At 71.3% G+C, this 17,992-nt stretch carries 17 protein-coding genes; 12 read left to right on the top strand and 5 right to left on the bottom strand.

Annotation, left to right across the window (positions count from 1 at the left end; genetic code table 11):
- Positions 1-47: 47 nt before the first annotated feature.
- From ABT354_RS03390 to ABT354_RS03380, 3 genes are read left to right on the top strand one after another with little or no spacing between them, the layout of a single operon-like run.
- Positions 48-485: a DUF6507 family protein gene (locus ABT354_RS03390; protein WP_351488347.1), complete on the top strand. Its 438-nt coding sequence runs from the start codon at positions 48-50 to the stop codon at positions 483-485.
- Positions 482-3,253: a hypothetical protein gene (locus tag ABT354_RS03385; protein WP_351488345.1), complete on the top strand. Its 2,772-nt coding sequence runs from the start codon at positions 482-484 to the stop codon at positions 3,251-3,253. Before ABT354_RS03390 ends, ABT354_RS03385 begins: the two co-directional genes overlap by 4 nt.
- Positions 3,250-4,113, top strand: coding sequence for an immunity 49 family protein (locus tag ABT354_RS03380; protein WP_351488342.1), 864 nt, complete (start codon positions 3,250-3,252; stop codon positions 4,111-4,113). The genes ABT354_RS03385 and ABT354_RS03380 overlap by 4 nt, the downstream gene beginning before the upstream one ends.
- A gap of 16 nt (positions 4,114-4,129) precedes the next feature.
- Here ABT354_RS03380 and ABT354_RS03375 read toward each other — a convergent pair whose 3' ends face one another.
- Together ABT354_RS03375 and ABT354_RS03370 are read right to left on the bottom strand one after the other, a co-directional pair.
- The gene (locus ABT354_RS03375; protein WP_351488340.1) at positions 4,130-5,317 is read right to left on the bottom strand and encodes a cytochrome P450; all 1,188 of its coding nucleotides are present in this window, start codon (positions 5,315-5,317) and stop codon (positions 4,130-4,132) included.
- 102 nt (positions 5,318-5,419) lie between these two features.
- Entirely contained in the window at positions 5,420-6,199 is a 780-nt protein-coding gene (locus ABT354_RS03370; protein WP_351488337.1) for a phosphatase, read from the bottom strand.
- A gap of 133 nt (positions 6,200-6,332) precedes the next feature.
- Between ABT354_RS03370 and ABT354_RS03365 the strand changes: the two genes are divergently transcribed.
- Positions 6,333-6,953: a DJ-1/PfpI family protein gene (locus ABT354_RS03365; protein WP_351488336.1), complete on the top strand. Its 621-nt coding sequence runs from the start codon at positions 6,333-6,335 to the stop codon at positions 6,951-6,953.
- A 459-nt stretch (positions 6,954-7,412) separates the two neighbouring features.
- Here ABT354_RS03365 and ABT354_RS03360 read toward each other — a convergent pair whose 3' ends face one another.
- Entirely contained in the window at positions 7,413-7,649 is a 237-nt protein-coding gene (locus ABT354_RS03360; protein ID WP_351488334.1) for a hypothetical protein, read from the bottom strand.
- Positions 7,650-8,192: 543 nt separating this feature from the next.
- On the opposite strand from ABT354_RS03360, the gene ABT354_RS03355 reads away from it, so the two are divergent.
- The 3 genes from ABT354_RS03355 to ABT354_RS03345 are packed head-to-tail and all read left to right on the top strand — an operon-like array spanning position 8,193 to position 9,441.
- Positions 8,193-9,032, top strand: coding sequence for a helix-turn-helix domain-containing protein (locus ABT354_RS03355; protein WP_351488331.1), 840 nt, complete (start codon positions 8,193-8,195; stop codon positions 9,030-9,032).
- A complete protein-coding gene (locus ABT354_RS03350) occupies positions 9,029-9,244 on the top strand; it encodes a DUF397 domain-containing protein (RefSeq protein WP_351488328.1) in 216 nt (71 codons plus the stop codon). The genes ABT354_RS03355 and ABT354_RS03350 overlap by 4 nt, the downstream gene beginning before the upstream one ends.
- Positions 9,241-9,441: a DUF397 domain-containing protein gene (locus tag ABT354_RS03345; RefSeq protein ID WP_351488325.1), complete on the top strand. Its 201-nt coding sequence runs from the start codon at positions 9,241-9,243 to the stop codon at positions 9,439-9,441. Before ABT354_RS03350 ends, ABT354_RS03345 begins: the two co-directional genes overlap by 4 nt.
- A 56-nt stretch (positions 9,442-9,497) precedes the next feature.
- Here the strand turns inward: ABT354_RS03345 and ABT354_RS03340 are convergent, their stop codons facing one another.
- The gene (locus ABT354_RS03340; protein ID WP_351488323.1) at positions 9,498-10,094 is read right to left on the bottom strand and encodes a hypothetical protein; all 597 of its coding nucleotides are present in this window, start codon (positions 10,092-10,094) and stop codon (positions 9,498-9,500) included.
- Between the two features lie 140 nt (positions 10,095-10,234).
- Entirely contained in the window at positions 10,235-10,831 is a 597-nt protein-coding gene (locus ABT354_RS03335) for an SACE_7040 family transcriptional regulator (RefSeq protein WP_351488321.1), read from the bottom strand.
- A gap of 79 nt (positions 10,832-10,910) precedes the next feature.
- Here ABT354_RS03335 and ABT354_RS03330 point away from each other — a divergent pair, with 79 nt between their 5' ends.
- The 5 genes from ABT354_RS03330 to ABT354_RS03310 all read left to right on the top strand — a co-directional run bounded on the left by ABT354_RS03330 (position 10,911) and on the right by ABT354_RS03310 (position 17,857).
- A complete protein-coding gene (locus ABT354_RS03330) occupies positions 10,911-12,527 on the top strand; it encodes a carboxyl transferase domain-containing protein (protein ID WP_351488319.1) in 1,617 nt (538 codons plus the stop codon).
- 14 nt (positions 12,528-12,541) lie between these two features.
- Entirely contained in the window at positions 12,542-14,521 is a 1,980-nt protein-coding gene (locus ABT354_RS03325) for an ATP-binding protein (protein ID WP_351488318.1), read from the top strand.
- 115 nt (positions 14,522-14,636) lie between these two features.
- A complete protein-coding gene (locus ABT354_RS03320; RefSeq protein ID WP_351489156.1) occupies positions 14,637-15,584 on the top strand; it encodes a hydroxymethylglutaryl-CoA lyase in 948 nt (315 codons plus the stop codon).
- 5 nt (positions 15,585-15,589) lie between these two features.
- Positions 15,590-16,756: an acyl-CoA dehydrogenase family protein gene (locus ABT354_RS03315; protein ID WP_351488315.1), complete on the top strand. Its 1,167-nt coding sequence runs from the start codon at positions 15,590-15,592 to the stop codon at positions 16,754-16,756.
- A gap of 231 nt (positions 16,757-16,987) precedes the next feature.
- On the top strand, positions 16,988-17,857 hold the full coding sequence (locus ABT354_RS03310; RefSeq protein WP_351488312.1) for a siderophore-interacting protein: 870 nt from the start codon (positions 16,988-16,990) through the stop codon (positions 17,855-17,857).
- Positions 17,858-17,992 lie beyond the last annotated feature (135 nt).

Raw genomic sequence — 17,992 nt, 5'->3', positions numbered from 1 at the left:
GCCCCGGGCGGGGCGGTGGCTATTACGGGGCGATACGGGGGGCGTTGATGGCGAGCTGGGACATCCGGCCGCAGGGAGTGCAGGGACAGCTGAAGGTCGTCGGCGGGCACGCGGGCGAGTTGCAGCAGGCACTCCAGGGGCTGGTGACAACGGTGACCGGGGCCGGGAGCGCGGCGGGCACGGCCGTCCCCGGCTCGATGGCGGGCCCCCGGCTCCACGGCCCGGTCGCCCCGGGGAACGCACCGCTGCGCGGCGGCACCACCATGGGCCCGGTCGCGGGCGCGCTCGGCCAGTATCTGGAGAACCGCCAGAAGGACTTCAACGCCATGGCGGAACGCATCGAGGCCTGTGTCCTGGGCGCGGTGAAGGCCACCACCGAGTATGTCGAGGGTGACCTCGAAGCGGCGAAGCAGGCCCAGGACGCGGCCCGCGCGGTCGATCTGGAGGCGCTGCGCCGCGAGATGCCGGGGGGTGGCGGGCGATGAGCAACGCACCCGTCAATCCGGCGGAGATCCCTGTCTTCACGGGCGATCTGACGGCGCTGGACGGCCATGTGAAGACGCTCGCCGCCGACGGTGCCCGGGTGATGACGGCGGCGGGCGATGTCCACAGCTCCTTCGGGGGACTCTCGGCGTTCTACCGGGCGCCGGAGGCCGAGCAGCTGTTCGCCACGACGAAGCCGGTCACCGAGACCGCCTCCGCGATCAGCTCCGACACCTGTGTGATCGCGGGTGCGCTGGGGACGTACGCGAGTGAGGTACGTCCGCTGATCGACCGTTTCGAGTCCTTGCGCGCGGACGCCGTCGCCTTCCGGGAGAAGGTCAGCGACGACGACAAGTGGCGCGAGGACGGCGATCTGATCGAGGAGAACCTGAACCGCCGCAACGAGGTCGCCGAGGTCTGGGCCCAGTTCCAGGAGGCCGAGCGGAACTGCCACAACACGATCGTGGCGATCTTCTGCGGAAGCCGGCTGACTGTCCAGGACGGTTCGGGCGGCGCCAACCAGTACGGGTACGACGCGGAGGCCCTGAAGGGCGCGAAGTCCCTGCCGTGGGGCGACGCGGTGGAGGAGTCCGTTCCGGCGTGGCAGGTGTGGGAGCACGCCTGGGACTTCGGCAAGGGTGTCATCGTGGACGGCGCCTGGGGCACCATCAAGGGCCTCGGCACGCTGGTCGGCTTCTCCGGCTGGGAGGCGGCCGGTCAGGCGTGGACGGGTCTGGGAAAGCTGGTGACCGGTCTGGCGATCACGGCGGTACCGGTCGTCGGACTGGCCTACTGGGCCGCCGATGACAAGGATCTCCCGGCGTGGCTGCGGGACTCGCGGACCGCGATGAAGGAGACCGGCAAGGCGCTGGTGGCCTGGGACCAGTGGGGCTCCAACCCCTCCCGGGCGGCGGGCGCGGTCACCTTCAACGTGGTCACCACCGTCTTCACCGGCGGTACGGGCGGCGCGGTCTCCGGCGCGGGCAAGGCCGGCGCGGCCGGGAAGGTCCTCTCGGCGCTGGGGAAGACGGGCCGGGCGATCGACCCGACGACCTATGTCTTCAAGGGCGCCGGGGCGGGCCTGGCGAAGGCCGGCGACATGATGGCGGGGCTGAAGAACCTCGGCAATCTCAAGATCCCCGCGATCCCGGACGGCGCGCTGAGCGTCCCGCCGGGCACGACCCTGCTCCCCGACGGCACCCTCCGCCTCCCCGCGGGCGCCGACCTCCCCCCGGGCGCGACCCGCACCCCCGAGGGCACCGTCCGCCTCCCCGAAGGCACGGTGGTCCTGCCCCCGGGCACGGCGAAGCTCCCCTTCGAGGACGGCCCCGCCCGCTATATCGACGAGTCCGGCAACCTCTACCGCGCGGACGGCACCCTCCTCCAGCACGGCGACGCCGCCCCCCGCGAGACTCCCCCTGCGGGCGCGGACCAGCCCCGCGTGGACACCCCGTCCCCAACCCGCGAACCCGCCCTCGCGACCGTCGGCGCCCGCCCCCCGGAGACCCCGCTCCACCTGGGCTCCGACCTCACGGACCCGCGTGTCCCCGCCTTCCCGAACACAGCGGACAACCTCCCGGGCCCGGGCGGTACGGCGAACAACCTCCCCGGCGGTACGGCGAACAACCCGCCCATGGCCTCGGTCGGCGACAACACGCCGGCGGGCGGCGCGGCCAACAACCTGCCCTCGAACTCCCTCGACAACACGGGCCCGAACGGTGGCACCGGCTCGACCCCGGACACCACCCCGGGCCGGGGCTCCTCCGACAACGGACCGGGCGGTGGCGGCGTGTCGTCCGCCGACAACATCGCCTCCGGCGCCGGCCGGGGCGACGACGGCGGCGGCGGTTCACCTGGCGGGGGCGCGGTCGGCGACGCCGCGAGGCCCGGCAGCGGCAGCGGCAGCGGCGAACTGGTCCAGCGAACGGCCGAAGAGGCCAAACGGATCCAGGACGAGCATGTTCGTCTGGCCAATGAGGACCCACAGTGGCGCACTGAGCATTACGACAAGCGGTGGCACCGCAGGGAAGCGGAAAGGATTGTCGACGGGCAGTACCTGCCCAAGCTCACCGAGGTGGAGAACGGCCGGGTGATAGCTACGAACGAGCTTCCCTACGGCCCCGCCGAGAAGTTCCGGCCTGGCCCGCCGGCACCGCCTGTGTCCGCACTGGGCCGCAGTGAGCTCGCCTCCCTTGACGGCCTTGCGAGCAAGCACCAGGCGTATAAGGATCTCGGCACAGCGCAGCGGGACTTCGACGAGACCCCGACCCCCGAGGCGCAGGCCACTCTGGACGCGGCCAAGGAGGCCATGGGCGATACCCCGAACAACACCAAGGTCGGTGAGAACCTGGGTGAGGGTGCTGCCAGGATTCATGTCGTACCCGGGGCATTTGACAATGCCAAGGAGATCGACCTGATGGACACGGGAAATGGGGCCCGCCGATTCGATCAGCTGTACCGATTGGACCATGGCAGGGGTGACTACCTGATCGTCGAGGCCAAGGCTCCCGACGGCAAGCTGGACTGGCGAAAGGGCGCGGGGGACGAAAAGCACAGGCTGGTGAAGCAAGGGAGCCTTGAGTACATCAACACCATCCTGCACGAGATGACCAAGCGTGGCGGTAGTGACGAGGTGGCTGCCGAAGGCCTCGAAATCGCACTTCGCGAGGGCAAGGTGCATTACGTCATGGTCAAGGCAAACCCGCACACGGGGACCTATGCTGGAGCTGAACTCCAGTACTTCAAGATCTTCGAGAGCGAGAGTCAGTGACCGCCGTCGTCCTTCGTCACGCGTTCCCCACGGAGAACCTCCCCGGACGGGAGCCCGCCATCAGCACGCGGATCCTGCGTGCTCTGGACGATCTCCAGAAGTCTCCTCTCGCTCTGCCGCACGCGATGTCCAACTCGCTGATCCTCGCCTACCGCAGGACGGGTCCCGACCCCGAAGCGACCTGGCTGGAGAGCTGGGAGGCATGGGTCTGCGCGATGCAGTCCGCCTCCGCGATCTTCGAGGCGGCCACCACGGCCGAGGACAGTGTGGACTGCCTCATTCACCATGAGATCCGCACAGTGCCCGCATTCGACAAGCCGCAATCGTTTGTGGACGCGGGCAAATGGATCACGGCCTTCTGGCTGGCGGTCGTGTGCCGCAACCCCGAGCGGATCACCGCGCTCTGTCGGGTTCCGGTGGCCAAGCTCCGCGAATCGGGCGCGGTTTACGACGACGGCGTCTACCCATGGATCGAGACGCTCCAGGCGTACTGGCTGGGGCGCCCCGAGTTCGCTCAGAAGCTTGTCGAAGCCGCCCAGGGGACCGCCCCCGAGGCCGCACCGATCGCGGGCCAGGAATTCACGTCGTTGATCACATGGCCGCCGATGGATCTGCTCCGTCACCTGGCGACCGGTGAGCACGAGAAGTTCAACCGCTCCCTCGTGGAGGCTCTGGACGCCCACAAGCTCTACTGGACCGCCGATGACGAGCGGGCCGAGGACTGCGACGGATGGGTCGCACTGGCCCCCCTGGCGTTGGCGGTCCTCGCGCAGGACGCCGGATTCCCGGTCGAGGTCGAGTCCGGGTATCTGCCGAAGCACCTTCTGAAGGGGACCTGGGTCGGAGAGTTCCCGACCTGAGCCGGTCCACCGCCGGTCACCAGGTGACCCGCAGGGCCGCCAGGCCCGAGATCAGGCGGTCGGCGCGCCAGGGCAGGGCCGTGAGGTCGGGGTCCACGGGGCGCAGCGCGGGGAAGCGGCGGTTGAGGGTGCCGATCGCCGACTCCAGCTCGATCCGGGCGAGCGCGGCGCCGAGGCAGGAGTGCGGGCCGTGGCCGAAGCCGAGGTGGCCGCCGGGGGCGCGGCGGATGTCGAAGCGGTCCGGGTCGGGGAAGCGGCCGGGGTCCCGGTTGGCCGCCTGGGGCAGGGGCATCACCGCCTCGCCCGCGCGGATGGTCACCCCGCCCAGCTCCAGGTCTTCGAGGGCCACCATGATCAGGAAGAAGACGCCCTGGGGCTGGTGGCGCAGGATCTCCTCGATGGTCCCGCGCAGCAGTCCGGGGTCCGCGCGGAGCGCCGCCAGTTGGTCCGGGTTGCGAAAGAGCCGCCACATCCCGGCGCCGATCGAGTTCACCGTGGTCTCGTACCCGGCGATGAGCACCGCCTGGGCGAGCAGGTTCACCTCGGCGTCGTTGAGTCGGTCCATGCCCTCGTGCGCGGTGAGCCAGCCACTGACCAGATCGTCGCCGGGGGATGCCCGCCGGGCGGTGATCAGACGGTGGAGACAGCCTTCGAGCCCGGTGCGGGCCTCGTCCACCTCCTCCTCGGTGACGCCCATGACCGTGACGACCCGGTCGGACCAGCGGGCGAAGTCGGCCCGGTCCGCCTCCGGGATCGCGAACAGCTCGGTGATCACGGTGATCGGCAGCGGATACGCCAGCGCCCCGATCAGATCGGCGGGCGGCCCCGCGGACTCCATGGCGTCGAGGAATCCGTCCGTCAGCTCCTGTACCCGCCGCCGCAGCGACTCGATTCTGCGCGAGGTGAAGGGGCGGGCCGCCAGCCTCCGCAGCTCGGCGTGGGCGGCACCCTGGCTGTGAATGTTGCGGATGTCATCACGGGCGGCACCGAAGGCACCGCCCGTGCCCGCGCGGGGGCCGTGCCGGCCCAGGTCCCGGGTGAGCAGGGGATGGCCCAGCGCGACGCGTACCTCCTCGTACCCGCTGATCAGCCAGACGACATCGCCGCTGGGGAGCCGTACCCGGGCGACGGGCTCCGCCGGTAAGGGGACCGGCTCCCCCGCGAAGGCGGCGGTGGGATAGACGGGCAGGGCGGTCCGCTCCATGGGATCTCCTTCTCTCGCCCGCGAGCACGGGCCCCGGCGGTGTTCCGGTTCACCCGTTCGGACCACATGGCCGGTACGGGCGGGAGAGAAGGGGGGTACGGGTCAGAGCAGGCCCGCCGCGTCCAGCAGATACGCCGTCATCGGCTCGTAGAAGCGGGGGTCCGTCACATGGTCGTCCAGCGGGACCGTCACCTGTACGGTCCCCTCCGCCTCGCCGATGAACAGCGCGGGGTCGTTGCAGTCCGCGTAGCCCACCGCGTCCAGACCGCGCTGTCCGGCGCACCCCGCCCAGCCGTGGTCGGCCACGACCAGATCGGGCAGGGCGCCGCCCTCGCGCTCCAGGGTGTCCAGGATCGCGGCCATCGGGGCGGGCGAGTGCGTGTGCCAGAGGGTCGCGCCCCGCTCCAGCACCGCCACATCGCCGAACTGGAAGACCATCGCCTCGTCGGCGGTGATCCCGCCGGGGATCCGCACGATCTCGCAGCCCGCCGCGCGCAGGGCCTCTCCGGTCGCCCGGTGCACATCGAGCAGCCCGCCGGGGTGGCCGGTCGCCAGCAGCACCCGTTCCCGCCCGGCGGCGGCCTTCCGGAGCCGTGCGGCCATCCGGTCGAGGGCGTCCACCGTCAGCTCGGGGTCGATCGTGTCCTGCCCGGCCCGGTGCCCGGGGTCGTCGATGACCCCGCACCGCTCGGCCATCACGGCCAGGACGTCCTGCTCGTCGGTCCAACGATCGCCCAGCTCCAGGCCGAGCCAGTAGTGGCGGTTGCCGTTGGCCAGCTCGCGGTAGTGGGCGAGGTTGTTGTCACGCGGAGTGGCGACGTTTCCGGCGATACGGGTGCGGACGAGATGGTCGATCAGGGCGGCACGGCTCGGTATCGGCATGGGGTTATTGTGCCCCGCCGGTCCGGTGCGGGCCGGGTGGGCTTCTTCACGCTCCGGGCCCCCGGCCCCGTGTGGCCCGGGGGGCGGTCCTGTGGCCGGAAGGGTTCGCCCGTCCGCTGGCTATCCTGCGGCGATGGACATAGTGATCCCGCTCTTCGACAACTTCGAGCCGCTCGACGCGATCGGGCCCTACGAGATCCTCGCGTATGTGCCCGGCGCCACCGTACGGTTCGTCACCGCCGAACCGGGTCTCGTACGGGACGTACTGGGCTCCCTGCCGGTGCAGGTCCCGACCGGGTACGCCGAGGTGGAACGCTGTGACGTCCTGCTGATACCCGGCGGCGGCAGCTTCCTGACCATGTCGGCCGACCCCGCGTTCCTCGACTGGGTCCGCCGGATGCACGCGGGCACCCGCTTCACCACCTCCGTCTGTACGGGGTCCCTGGTCCTCGGCGCGGCCGGTCTGCTGAACGGTCTGACCGCGACCACGCACTGGGACGCGGTCGCGGACCTGGAGTCGTACGGGGCCGTCTACACCCCGGAGCGGGTGGTCCGCCAGGACCGGGTGATCACCTCGGCCGGGGTCTCCTCCGGCATCGACATGGCGGTCCGCCTGGCGGCGCTCCTCACGGACGAGGTGACCGCGCAGGCGATCCAGCTCTATACGGAGTACGATCCGCAGCCGCCGTTCGACACGGGGTCGGTGGCCAAGGCGTCGCCGGAGATCCTCGCGCGGGCCCGCGCGCTGGGCTAGGGGCCTCAAAAATCAGCCCCTTGGGGTCCCCCAAACCTAGCCTCGCCGGCGTTTGAGGCGCGGGGGCCTCAAATTAAGCCCCTCCGGCGTTTGAGGAGCGGGGTTCGGGGCTGGCCTCGACAGGTGCCTTAATCCCAGCCCCTCCGGCGTTTGAGGAGCGGGGTTCGGGGCTGGCCCCCGACGTGTGCCCGAGGCTGCTCGGGCCTCGGGTCCGTCCTCAAACGCCGGACGGGCTTGAATGGTGCGGGCAGCCCGTACCCAGGGGCTTGGAGCGAGGTGACTCGCAAGCGCGGGGGCGGGGGCCTCCGGGCTCACCTCCTCGGGGCCGGCAGACTGAGGTGCCGTGTCCAGTGCGAGGGGCCGTCCGCCGGTCCCCTGCGGGGGCGACCCTGCACCCCCCGACCTCGTGTCACGAGGAACGGGCCCCTTGTGGTGCGGGCAGACCGCGACGGGGAGGGGTCAGAGGAGGTCCGGCTCGGCCGTCTCGTGGGACCAGCGCGCGACCTTTCGTGCCTCGGCCATCTCCGCCTCCGTGGCCAGGAGGTGGTCCAGCCGTCCGGCACGGGCCTCCGCGACGAACACGGTGAGGGCGACCCGGGACACGATCAGCGAGGGCTGAGGGCTGTCGCAGTCCCGCAGCCGGATCATCCGGAGGCCGAACGGTCCGTCGGGGGACGGTGTGGCGTTGAGGGACATGGCTGTCTCCCTTGAGGGTGAGGGGGGTGGGTTCTACGGGTGGACCCCGGCCGCCCGTGCGGGGGTGAACGGCCGGGGCCCGGGGGCCCGCCCAGGGCAGGGGTGAGGGCGGACCCCGCTTGGGGAACCGCCCTCCGTGGCGCCGGTGAGAGGAACACCGCTGAACCTGCCGGTGCCACGGAGGACGGGGTCTCTAGAGCCGGTCGGCGAGGCCCAAGGTGTGCAGTCCGACGGAGAACGACCAGGCCGCGAGCATCGCGACCGTGCCGGCTATCGACCTGCCTCGTCGCTCTCGCACGAATGTGCCCTTCTGACGATCTGATGGAACGGACCGAACCGCAGCCGCAGTTCGTGCTCCTCCCGTATCCGCAGGCGAAGCGCTTGCAGGAGTGGGCTGTCCTCTTGCGGTACGTCCGGTTCCGGGACGGAATGCCAACCCATGGCGCTCCCCTCCGTAATGGAACGGCTACTGGGTGACTTCAGATTGCCGTAGCGTTATGAGCCCTTCAACCGGGCAGCCAGGCAGAAAGGGTTGGCCACGCCATGGTGAATCGCAAGGAATTGGACCCCACATCGGGACCCGTCGCCGCCTTCGGAGCGCGTCTGCGCAGTTCCAGAGAGGCGCGCGGATGGACACAGGACGAGCTGGCCGTGTACATGAAGTACTCCAGCCAGCACATTTCGGCCATGGAAACTGGTCGCAAGCCTCCAACCCTTCGAAGTTCGCTGAGTGCCGACGCGGTCTTTGGCCTCGCAGGAACGACCGATTCCTTCGAACGCGCGTACCGCGAGTACAAGAACGGCGCGTTACTCGAAGGCTTTCCGGAGTACCTGAGCCACGAGGGTCAGGCAGCCGAGATCCGGCTCTTTGAGTCGGGCGTCATCCCCGGGCTGCTCCAGACGCGGGAGTACGTGCAGGTAATGGCGGACAGCGCCGTCCGGCGAGGTGACATCACCGCCGAACAGGCCGTCGATCGGGTCGAGTACTTGATACAGCGCCAAGCCGCGCTGGTACGGACGCCGCCCCCGCTGATCTTCGTGGTGCTGGACGAGAGCTGCCTCCAACACCCCATCGGCGGACCGGATGTCATGGACGCGCAGTTGGCTCGGCTGATCGAGTTCGCCGCAGAGTCGACCACTGCGCTCCAAATCGCTCCGTACTCCATGGGGGAGCGGAACCCATTCATCCGAATGGTCAATCTCCTGACACTGCCGGACCGCTCTGTGGTGTCTTACGTCGAGTCACAGACCCAGGGCTACCTGGACCGCGAACCGACCTCCGTACTGCCACTGGTGAGGAACTACCATCAGTTGCAGATCGAAGCAGTCTCCCAGGCGGAATCTGTCGCCATGATCGAACAGCTACGAAAGGGCATTTCGTGACTGCCACGGCCACCCCTCCCCCGCTCCGCTGGGTCAAGTCCTCCTACAGCACGCAAAACGGCGGGTCCTGCGTCGAATGGGCCCCCGCCCACGCCACCACCACCGGCACCGTCCCCCTCCGGGACAGCAAGCGCCCCCACGGCCCCGTCCTGCTGGTCTCCACCACCGCCTTCGCGGGCCTCGTGACACTGGCCCGGACGGCCGAGTCATGACCGGACCCCACACCTGGGTCAAGTCCAGCTACAGCGTCGCGAACGGCGGGTCCTGCGTCGAATGGGCGCCCGCCCACGCCGCCACCACCGGCACCGTCCCCCTCCGGGACAGCAAGCGACCCGGCGGCCCCGTGCTCACGGTCTCCAAGACCGCCTTCGCGGGCCTCGTCGCACTCGCCCGTACCACCACCCCGTAACACCGCAACCGCACCGGCCCCGCACCCCCCGAACAGGGAGTGCGGGGCCGCTCGGTCTAGAACCATTCGAGAGAGCTGATCCGGTCGTTCATCGCGTCCCCCACCCAGCGCGTGCTGGTCGTGTAGTACTGGCTCGCACCGGCGAATTCACCGTGCTCCCAGGCCCGGATGTGGCAGTTGCCCGCAGTCTGGAGAGAGCTGATGGCATCGTTCCACCCTCCGGCCAGTCCGCCCATGTAGTAGTTCACCTTCCCGTCGTCGGCGCACGGTAGGGGTCCCCTGGGTATCCAGGTCGAACCCTTGTAGTCGCCCTTCGAGTAGAAGATGGCCAGCACATGCGGCAGCTCGGCGGCGGCCCGTGGACCACCGGCCCTCGCGGACGCGTTGAGCGTGTCCACGAACCTCTTGTCCTGGGCGGCCCTCGCCTGTGTCGCGTCGGTGACCCGGCCGCCCGTCGCGGCCGTGACGCTCTCGCGGAATGTGTCGTAGCACGTGGTCTTCCGCGTATCGAGATCCGTGACGCAGTGGGTCCCGGCCTTGCCCTGAAGGGCCTTGTCCCGAGGGGCCTCGGCAGCGGTGGCCGAGGACGGCGCCAGGAAGACGCCCGCGCACGCGACCGCCACCAGACCGGCCGTAGTCGTTCTCGCTCTCATTGCTTCGCTCTCTCTCCGTGGGGGAGCACCGGTCGCACCGGACCGGGGCTGCGGTTCGCCCGATGGCGTACCCGGAAGAGGAGAGGCGGAAGAGGACCCGGGGGTTGCCCGGTCGGGGGACCCCCGGGAGGGGCCGGCGGTCAGGCGTCGCCCAGGGCCGCGAACGCGCCGTTCGCCAGGCGGCGCAGCAGCGCCTCCGTCGCCGCGCGGGCGCACTCGCCGTCCTCCCCCGTCGCCAGGTGCGGCGTCGAGTTCAGCAGGCCGAAGACCGCGTGCACGGCCGCGCGGGCCTCCGCCTCGGGGACCCCGGGGTGGAGGGCGCGGACCGCCGTCACCCACAGCTCCGCGTACTGGCGCTGGAGCTGGCGCACCAGCTTGCGGTCGCTGTCGCGGAGGCGGTCCAGCTCACGGTCGTGGAGGGTGATCAGCGGGCGGTCGTCGAGGGCGAAGTCGATATGGCCGTCGATCAGTGAGGAGAGCAGCCGCGCGGGGTCGGCGGCGGACTCCTCGACGCGGAGCCGGCCGCCGCTGAGGAGGCGCTCGCTGATGCCGACGAGCAGCTCGGCGAGCATCGCGTCCTTGCCGGGGAAGTGGCGGTAGAGCCCGGGGCCGCTGATTCCGACGGCGGCTCCTATCTCGTCGACGCCGACGCCGTGGAAACCGCGCTCCGCGAAGAGCTGCGCGGCGGCCTTGAGGATCTGCTCGCGGCGCGTGGGGGCGTCCGTCCTGGTGCTCATGGAAGGCAATTCTAGACAACGCTGTTAGCGATCGTTAACCTGAAGGGAAGCGTTAACGCTCATTAACAGGAGTGACACGATGCAGCAGGCACCCGTGCTCACCAGCGCGGCGGACCCCGCCTCCCCGTCCTGGCGGACGAATCAGGCCGCCCACCGGGACCTGGCGGAAACGCTGCGCCGCAAGCTCGCACGCGCCCGGCTGGGCGGTGGGGAGCGGGCCCGTGCCCGCCATACCGACCGGGGCAAGCTTCTGCCACGGGACCGGATCGACACCCTGCTGGACCCCGGCTCGCCCTTTCTGGAGCTGGCCCCGCTCGCCGCCGAGGGGATGTACGAGGACCAGGCCCCGGCCGCCGGGGTGATCGCGGGGATCGGCCGGGTCGCCGGGCGGGAGATCGTGATCGTCGCCAATGACGCCACCGTCAAGGGCGGCACGTACTACCCGATGACCGTGAAGAAGCATCTGCGTGCGCAGGAGATCGCGCTGGAGAACCGGCTGCCCTGTGTCTATCTGGTGGACTCCGGCGGCGCCTTCCTGCCGATGCAGGACGAGGTGTTCCCGGACCGGGAGCACTTCGGGCGGATCTTCTACAACCAGGCCCGGCTCTCCGCCGCCCGGATCCCGCAGATCGCGGCCGTGCTCGGCTCCTGCACGGCGGGCGGTGCCTATGTCCCCGCCATGAGCGACGAGGCGGTGATCGTCCGCAACCAGGGGACGATCTTCCTCGGCGGTCCGCCGCTGGTGAAGGCCGCCACCGGCGAGATCGTCACCGCCGAGGAGCTGGGCGGCGGCGAGGTCCACTCCAAGGTCTCCGGGGTCACCGACCATCTCGCCGAGAACGACGCCCACGCGCTGCGGATCGTCCGGGACATCGTCGCCACCCTCCCCGCGCGCGGCCCCCTGCCCTGGACGGTGACCCCCGCCGAGGAGCCGGTGGTGGACCCCGCCGGGCTGCACGGCGCCGTGCCGGTTGATCCCCGTACCCCCTATGACGTACGGGAGGTCATCGCGCGGATCACCGACGGCTCCCGGTTCGCCGAGTTCAAGGCGGAGTTCGGACAGACCCTGGTGACCGGCTTCGCCCGGATCCACGGTCACCCCGTCGGGATCGTCGCCAACAACGGCATCCTCTTCTCGGAGTCCGCCCAGAAGGGCGCGCACTTCATCGAGGTCTGCGACCAGCGCGGTATCCCGCTGCTCTTCCTCCAGAACATCTCCGGCTTCATGGTCGGCCGGGCGTACGAGGCGGGCGGCATCGCCAAGCACGGCGCCAAGATGGTCACCGCCGTCGCCTGCGCCCGGGTCCCCAAGCTGACCGTGGTCGTCGGCGGCTCCTACGGCGCGGGCAACTACTCGATGTGCGGCCGGGCCTATTCGCCCCGCTTCCTGTGGATGTGGCCCAACGCCAAGATCTCCGTCATGGGCGGCGAGCAGGCCGCCTCCGTGCTCGCCACCGTCAAGCGCGACCAGCTGGAGGGGCGCGGCGAGGAGTGGTCCGCCGAGGACGAGGAGGCGTTCCGCGCCCCGATCCGGGAGCGGTACGAGGAGCAGGGCAGCGCCTACTACGCCACCGCCCGGCTCTGGGACGACGGGGTGATCGACCCGCTGGACACCCGCCAGGTCCTCGGGCTCGCCCTGACCGCCTGCGCCAACGCCCCCCTGGACGACGGCGGCTTCGGCGTCTTCCGGATGTGAGAGGGAACCGCTCGATGACCTCGATGAATACGACGTCGATGAATACGACGCTGTTCGACACGGTCCTGGTGGCCAACCGGGGCGAGATCGCCGTCCGGGTGATCCGGACCCTGCGCGCGCTGGGGATCCGCTCGGTCGCCGTCTTCTCCGACGCGGACGCGGACGCCCGGCATGTCCGGGAGGCGGACACGGCGGTACGGATCGGTCCGCCGCCCGCCGCCGAGAGCTATCTGCGGATCGACCGGCTGCTGGAGGCCGCCGCCCGTACCGGCGCGCGGGCCGTCCACCCGGGCTATGGCTTCCTCGCCGAGAACGCCGGGTTCGCCCGGGCCTGCGCGGACGCCGGGCTGGTCTTCGTCGGCCCGCCCGCCGACGCCATCGCGCTGATGGGCGACAAGATCCGGGCCAAGGAGACGGTGGCCGCCGCCGGGGTCCCGGTGGTCCCCGGCTCGTCGGGCAGCGGACTGACCGATGCCGAACTCGGCCGCGCGGCCCGGGAGATCGGGATGCCGGTGCTGCTCAAGCCCTCGGCGGGCGGCGGCGGCAAGGGCATGCGGCTGGTCCGGGAGGAGTCCGCGCTCCCCGAGGAGATCGCCGCCGCCCGGCGGGAGGCCCGGGCCTCCTTCGGCGACGACACCCTGCTGGTGGAGCGGTGGATCGACCGGCCCCGGCATATCGAGATCCAGATCCTCGCCGACGGCCACGGCAATGTGGTCCACCTCGGGGAGCGGGAGTGCTCGCTCCAGCGCCGCCATCAGAAGATCATCGAGGAGGCGCCCTCCGTCCTGCTCACCCCCGCGCTGCGGGAGCGGATGGGCGCGGCGGCGGTGGAGGCGGCCCGCTCCTGCGGGTACACCGGCGCCGGGACCGTGGAGTTCATCGTCCCCGGCGGCGACCCGGGCGGGTACTGCTTCATGGAGATGAACACCCGGCTCCAGGTGGAGCACCCGGTCACCGAACTGATCACCGGGATCGACCTGGTGGAGTGGCAGCTGCGGGTCGCGGCGGGCGAGCCGCTGCCCTTCGGTCAGAAGGACATCGAGCTGACCGGCCATGCCGTCGAGGCCCGGATCTGCGCCGAGGACCCCGCGCGCGGCTTCCTGCCCTCCGGTGGCACCGTGCTCTCCCTGCGTGAACCGGACGGGCCGGGGGTACGGGTGGACTCCGGGCTGAGCGAGGGCACCGAGGTCTCCAGTCTGTACGACCCGATGCTGGCCAAGGTCATCGCGTACGGCCCCGACCGGCCCACCGCACTGCGGCGGCTGCGGGCCGCCCTCGCGGACACCGTCACCCTCGGCGTCCCCACCAACGCGGGCTTTCTGCGGCGGCTCCTCGACCATCCGGCGGTGGTCTCGGGGGCGATGGACACCGGGCTGGTGGAGCGGGAGGGCGCCGGGCCGGCCCCCGGGGGCGTCCCGGAGGAGGTGTACGCGGCGGCCGCCGCCCTGCGGCGGGCGGCGCTGGCCCCCGTACCGGACCCGGCGGGGTGGACGGATCCCTTCTCGGTGCCCTCGGGGTGGCGGCTCGGCTCCGCCCCCGCGCCCCTGTCGTTCGCGCTGCGGGTCCCGGGGCACGATCCCGTGGTCCGGAGCGCGCCCGGGAGCGCCTCGGTCATCGGGGGCGTGGTCACCGTGGAGCTGGACGGTGTCCGGCACACCTTCCGCCATGCCGGGGCCTGGCTGGCCCGGGACGGCGACTCCTGGCAGGTCCTGGAGCACGACCCGGTCGCGGCGGCGCTCGGTGGCGCGGCCCGCTCCGGCGCCGACACCCTCGCCGCGCCCATGCCGGGGACGGTGACCGTGGTCAAGGCGGCCGTCGGCGACGAGGTCGAGGCGGGCCAGGGGCTGCTGGTGGTGGAGGCGATGAAGATGGAGCACGTCATCTCCGCACCGCACGCCGGGACCGTCACCGCACTCGATGTCACCGCCGGGAGCACGGTCGTCATGGACCAGATCCTGGCCGTGGTCGCGCCCCGGGAGGCACACGATGACTGAACGGGACACCCGGGGGGACGGTACGGGAGCAGACACCCGGGGGGACGGGACAGAAGCCGACACCCGGGGCGCCGGTACGGGACCGGTCGCGCGCGGGTCCGGTACGGGGCTGCCGATGCGGGTTCCCGCGCCGGGGCTGCCCACCCGGGTCACCATCCATGAGGTCGGCCCCCGCGACGGCCTCCAGAACGAGAAGGCGGTCGTCCCCACCGAGGTGAAGGCCGAGTTCGTGCACCGGCTCGCCGACGCCGGGCTCACCACCGTCGAGGCGACCAGTCTGGTCCGCCCCGAGTGGGTGCCCCAGCTCGCCGACGCGGAGCGGCTCTACCCCCTGCTCGGCGATCTCACCGGCGTGGAGCTGCCGGTGCTGGTCCCCAATGAGCGCGGGCTCGACCGGGCGCTCGCCCTCGGGGTCCGCCGGATCGCGGTCTTCGGCTCGGTCACCGAGAGCTTCGCCCGCCGCAATCTCAACCGCACGGTGGACGAGTCGCTGGCCATGTTCGCCCCGGTGGTGGCGCGGGCGCGGGCCGAGGGGATCGCCGTGCGCGGCTATCTCTCGATGTGCTTCGGCGACCCCTGGGAGGGCCCGGTGCCCATCGCCGGGGTCGTCTCCGTCGCCCAGCGGCTCTACGCGATGGGCTGTGACCAGCTCTCCCTCGGCGACACCATCGGGGTCGCGACCCCGGGCCAGGTGCACGCCCTGCTCACCGAGATCAATGAGGCGGGCGTCCCCACGGCGGCGCTCGCCGTCCACTTCCATGACACCTACGGCCAGGCGCTGGCCAACACCCTGGCCGCGCTGGAACACGGCGTAACCACGGTCGACGCCTCGGCGGGCGGCCTCGGCGGCTGCCCGTACGCGAAGAGCGCCACCGGCAATCTCGCCACCGAGGACCTGGTGTGGATGCTCCAGGGCCTCGGCATCGAGACCGGGGTCGATCTGGGCCGGCTCGCCGCGACCAGCGTCTGGCTGGCCCGGCAGCTGGGCCGCCCCAGCCCCTCCCGCACCGTTCGCGCACTGAACCCTCCAGAGCCAGAACCAGCACCAGAACCCGAGGACTGAGCCACATGCCCCTGGACCACCGGCTGACCCCGGAACACGAGGAACTGCGGCGTACCGTCGAACGGTTCGCCCATGAGGTGGTCGCCCCCGCCATCGGCGACCTCTACGAACGGCATGAGTTCCCCTATGAGATCGTCGCCGAGATGGGCCGGATGGGCCTGTTCGGACTGCCCTTCCCGGAGGAGTACGGGGGGATGGGCGGCGACTATCTCGCCCTCGGCATCGCGCTGGAGGAGCTGGCGCGGGTGGACTCCTCCGTCGCGATCACCCTGGAGGCGGGGGTCTCGCTGGGCGCCATGCCGATCTACCGCTTCGGCACCGAGGAGCAGAAGCGGGAGTGGCTGCCGAGGCTCTGCTCGGGCGAGGTGCTGGGCGCCTTCGGGCTGACCGAGCCGGAGGGCGGCTCCGACGCGGGCGGCACCCGGACCACCGCCGTCCGTGACGAGGCGGCGGGCGAGTGGGTGATCAATGGCTCCAAGTGCTTCATCACCAACGCCGGGACGGAGATCACCGGGCTGGTCACGGTCACCGCCGTCACCGGCCACGGGCCCGGGGGGAAGCCGCTGATCTCCACGATCATCGTGCCGACCGGGACGCCCGGCTTCACCGTCGCCGCCCCGTACTCCAAGGTCGGCTGGAACTCCTCGGACACCCGTGAGCTGGCCTTCGACGAGGTCCGGGTGCCGCTCTCCCATCTGGTGGGCGAGGAGGGGCGGGGGTACGCCCAGTTCCTCCGCATCCTGGACGAGGGCCGGGTCGCGATCTCCGCGCTGGCGACCGGGCTGGCGCAGGGGTGTGTGGACGAGTCGGTGAAGTACGCCAAGCAGCGCCATGCCTTCGGGCGGCCGATCGGCGACAACCAGTCCATCCAGTTCAAGATCGCCGATATGGAGATGCGGGCACACATGGCCCGGGTGGGCTGGCGGGACGCCGCGTCCCGGCTGGTCCAGGGGGAATCCTTCAAGAAGCAGGCGGCGCTGGCGAAGCTCTACTCCTCGTCGGTGGCGGTGGACAACGCCCGGGACGCCACCCAGATCCATGGCGGCTACGGCTTCATGAACGAGTACCCGGTGGCCCGGATGTGGCGGGACTCCAAGATCCTGGAGATCGGCGAGGGGACGAGTGAGGTCCAGCGCATGCTGATCGCCCGGGAGTTGGGGCTCACGGGCTGACAGCGCACCGGCGGCACCGCGCGGGACCGGCCCCGGCCGCTTCCGCCCGCCCGCCACCACCGGGGCCGGGCCGTCTCAGGGGGACGCCCGGCCCCGGTCTGTGACAACTCGCACACCGGGGACGCGGCCTTTTCGGGACCCCAGGGGATGAGATCGAACTGAGGTTAGGCTAACCTGCTCTCCGTCCTGCCCACGGGTCATCCCCGCATGACAGAAGAAGGTCGCCCCCGTATGTCCACGACGACCGAGCCCGAGATACCGTTCCGCTACTTCTCGCTCCAGGTGGCACGGACCCGCCGACTCTCCCCCTCGATGATCCGGGTCACCTTCCACGGACATCCGGACGGCGGCGAGCTGAAGGACTTCCACGCCGGCGGCCGCGACCAGTCGCTCTCGCTCTTCCTGCCGCACCCGGGCCAGGACGCCCCGGTGGTCCCGGTGGACCCGGCCGGCTACCGCGCCACCTTCGCCGCCTGGCGGGCGCTCCCGGCGGACGTCCGGGCGGTCATGCGCTCGTACACGGTACGGGAGCAGCGCCGCCCCGAGGTCGGCGCGACCGAGGTGGACATCGACTTCGCCGTGCACCAGGACGGCGGCCCGGCCTGCCGCTGGGCGCTCGGCGCGGCCCCGGGCGACCGGGTGATGGTGCTCGGCCCGACCTCGGCCGACAACGGCTCGGTGCGCTGTCAGCCGCCCGCCGACACCGACTGGATGCTGCTCTGGGGCGACGAGACGGCGCTGCCCGCCGTCGGCGGGATCCTGGACTGGCTGCCCGCCGGGACCCGTGCGCGGATCTTCCTGGAGGTCCCGCACACGGAGGACCGGATCGAGCTGCCCACCGCCGGGGATGTCGAGATCACCTGGCTGGTACGGGAGGAGGGTGCGCCGTCCGCCCTGGCGGCGGTGGCCGCGTACCCGTTCCCGGAGGGCACTCCGTATGTCTGGCTCGCGGGCGAGTCCGGCGCGCTCAAGGCGCTCCGCCGCCATGTGGTGGGCGAGCGCGGGGTCGACCGGCGCCGGGTCACCTTTGTCGGCTACTGGCGGCGCGGGGTGAGCGAGGACGGGCTGCGCGAGGAGCCCGTCACCGACGACGAGGGGTAACCACCCTCGGTACCGGCGCTCCCCGGGGGTGCCGGTCACGCACCATCCCGTACCACCCCGGATCATCCGGCCGACGCCTGCGCTCCAGTTCAGCTCCGCCCCGCCCCGCGACGCTCATCCGTGGAGCACCGACGT

Source organism: Streptomyces sp. NPDC000594 (genome assembly GCF_040299965.1).
Taxonomy (GTDB): domain Bacteria; phylum Actinomycetota; class Actinomycetes; order Streptomycetales; family Streptomycetaceae; genus Streptomyces.
This window is presented reverse-complemented; position numbering and strand designations above follow the sequence as displayed.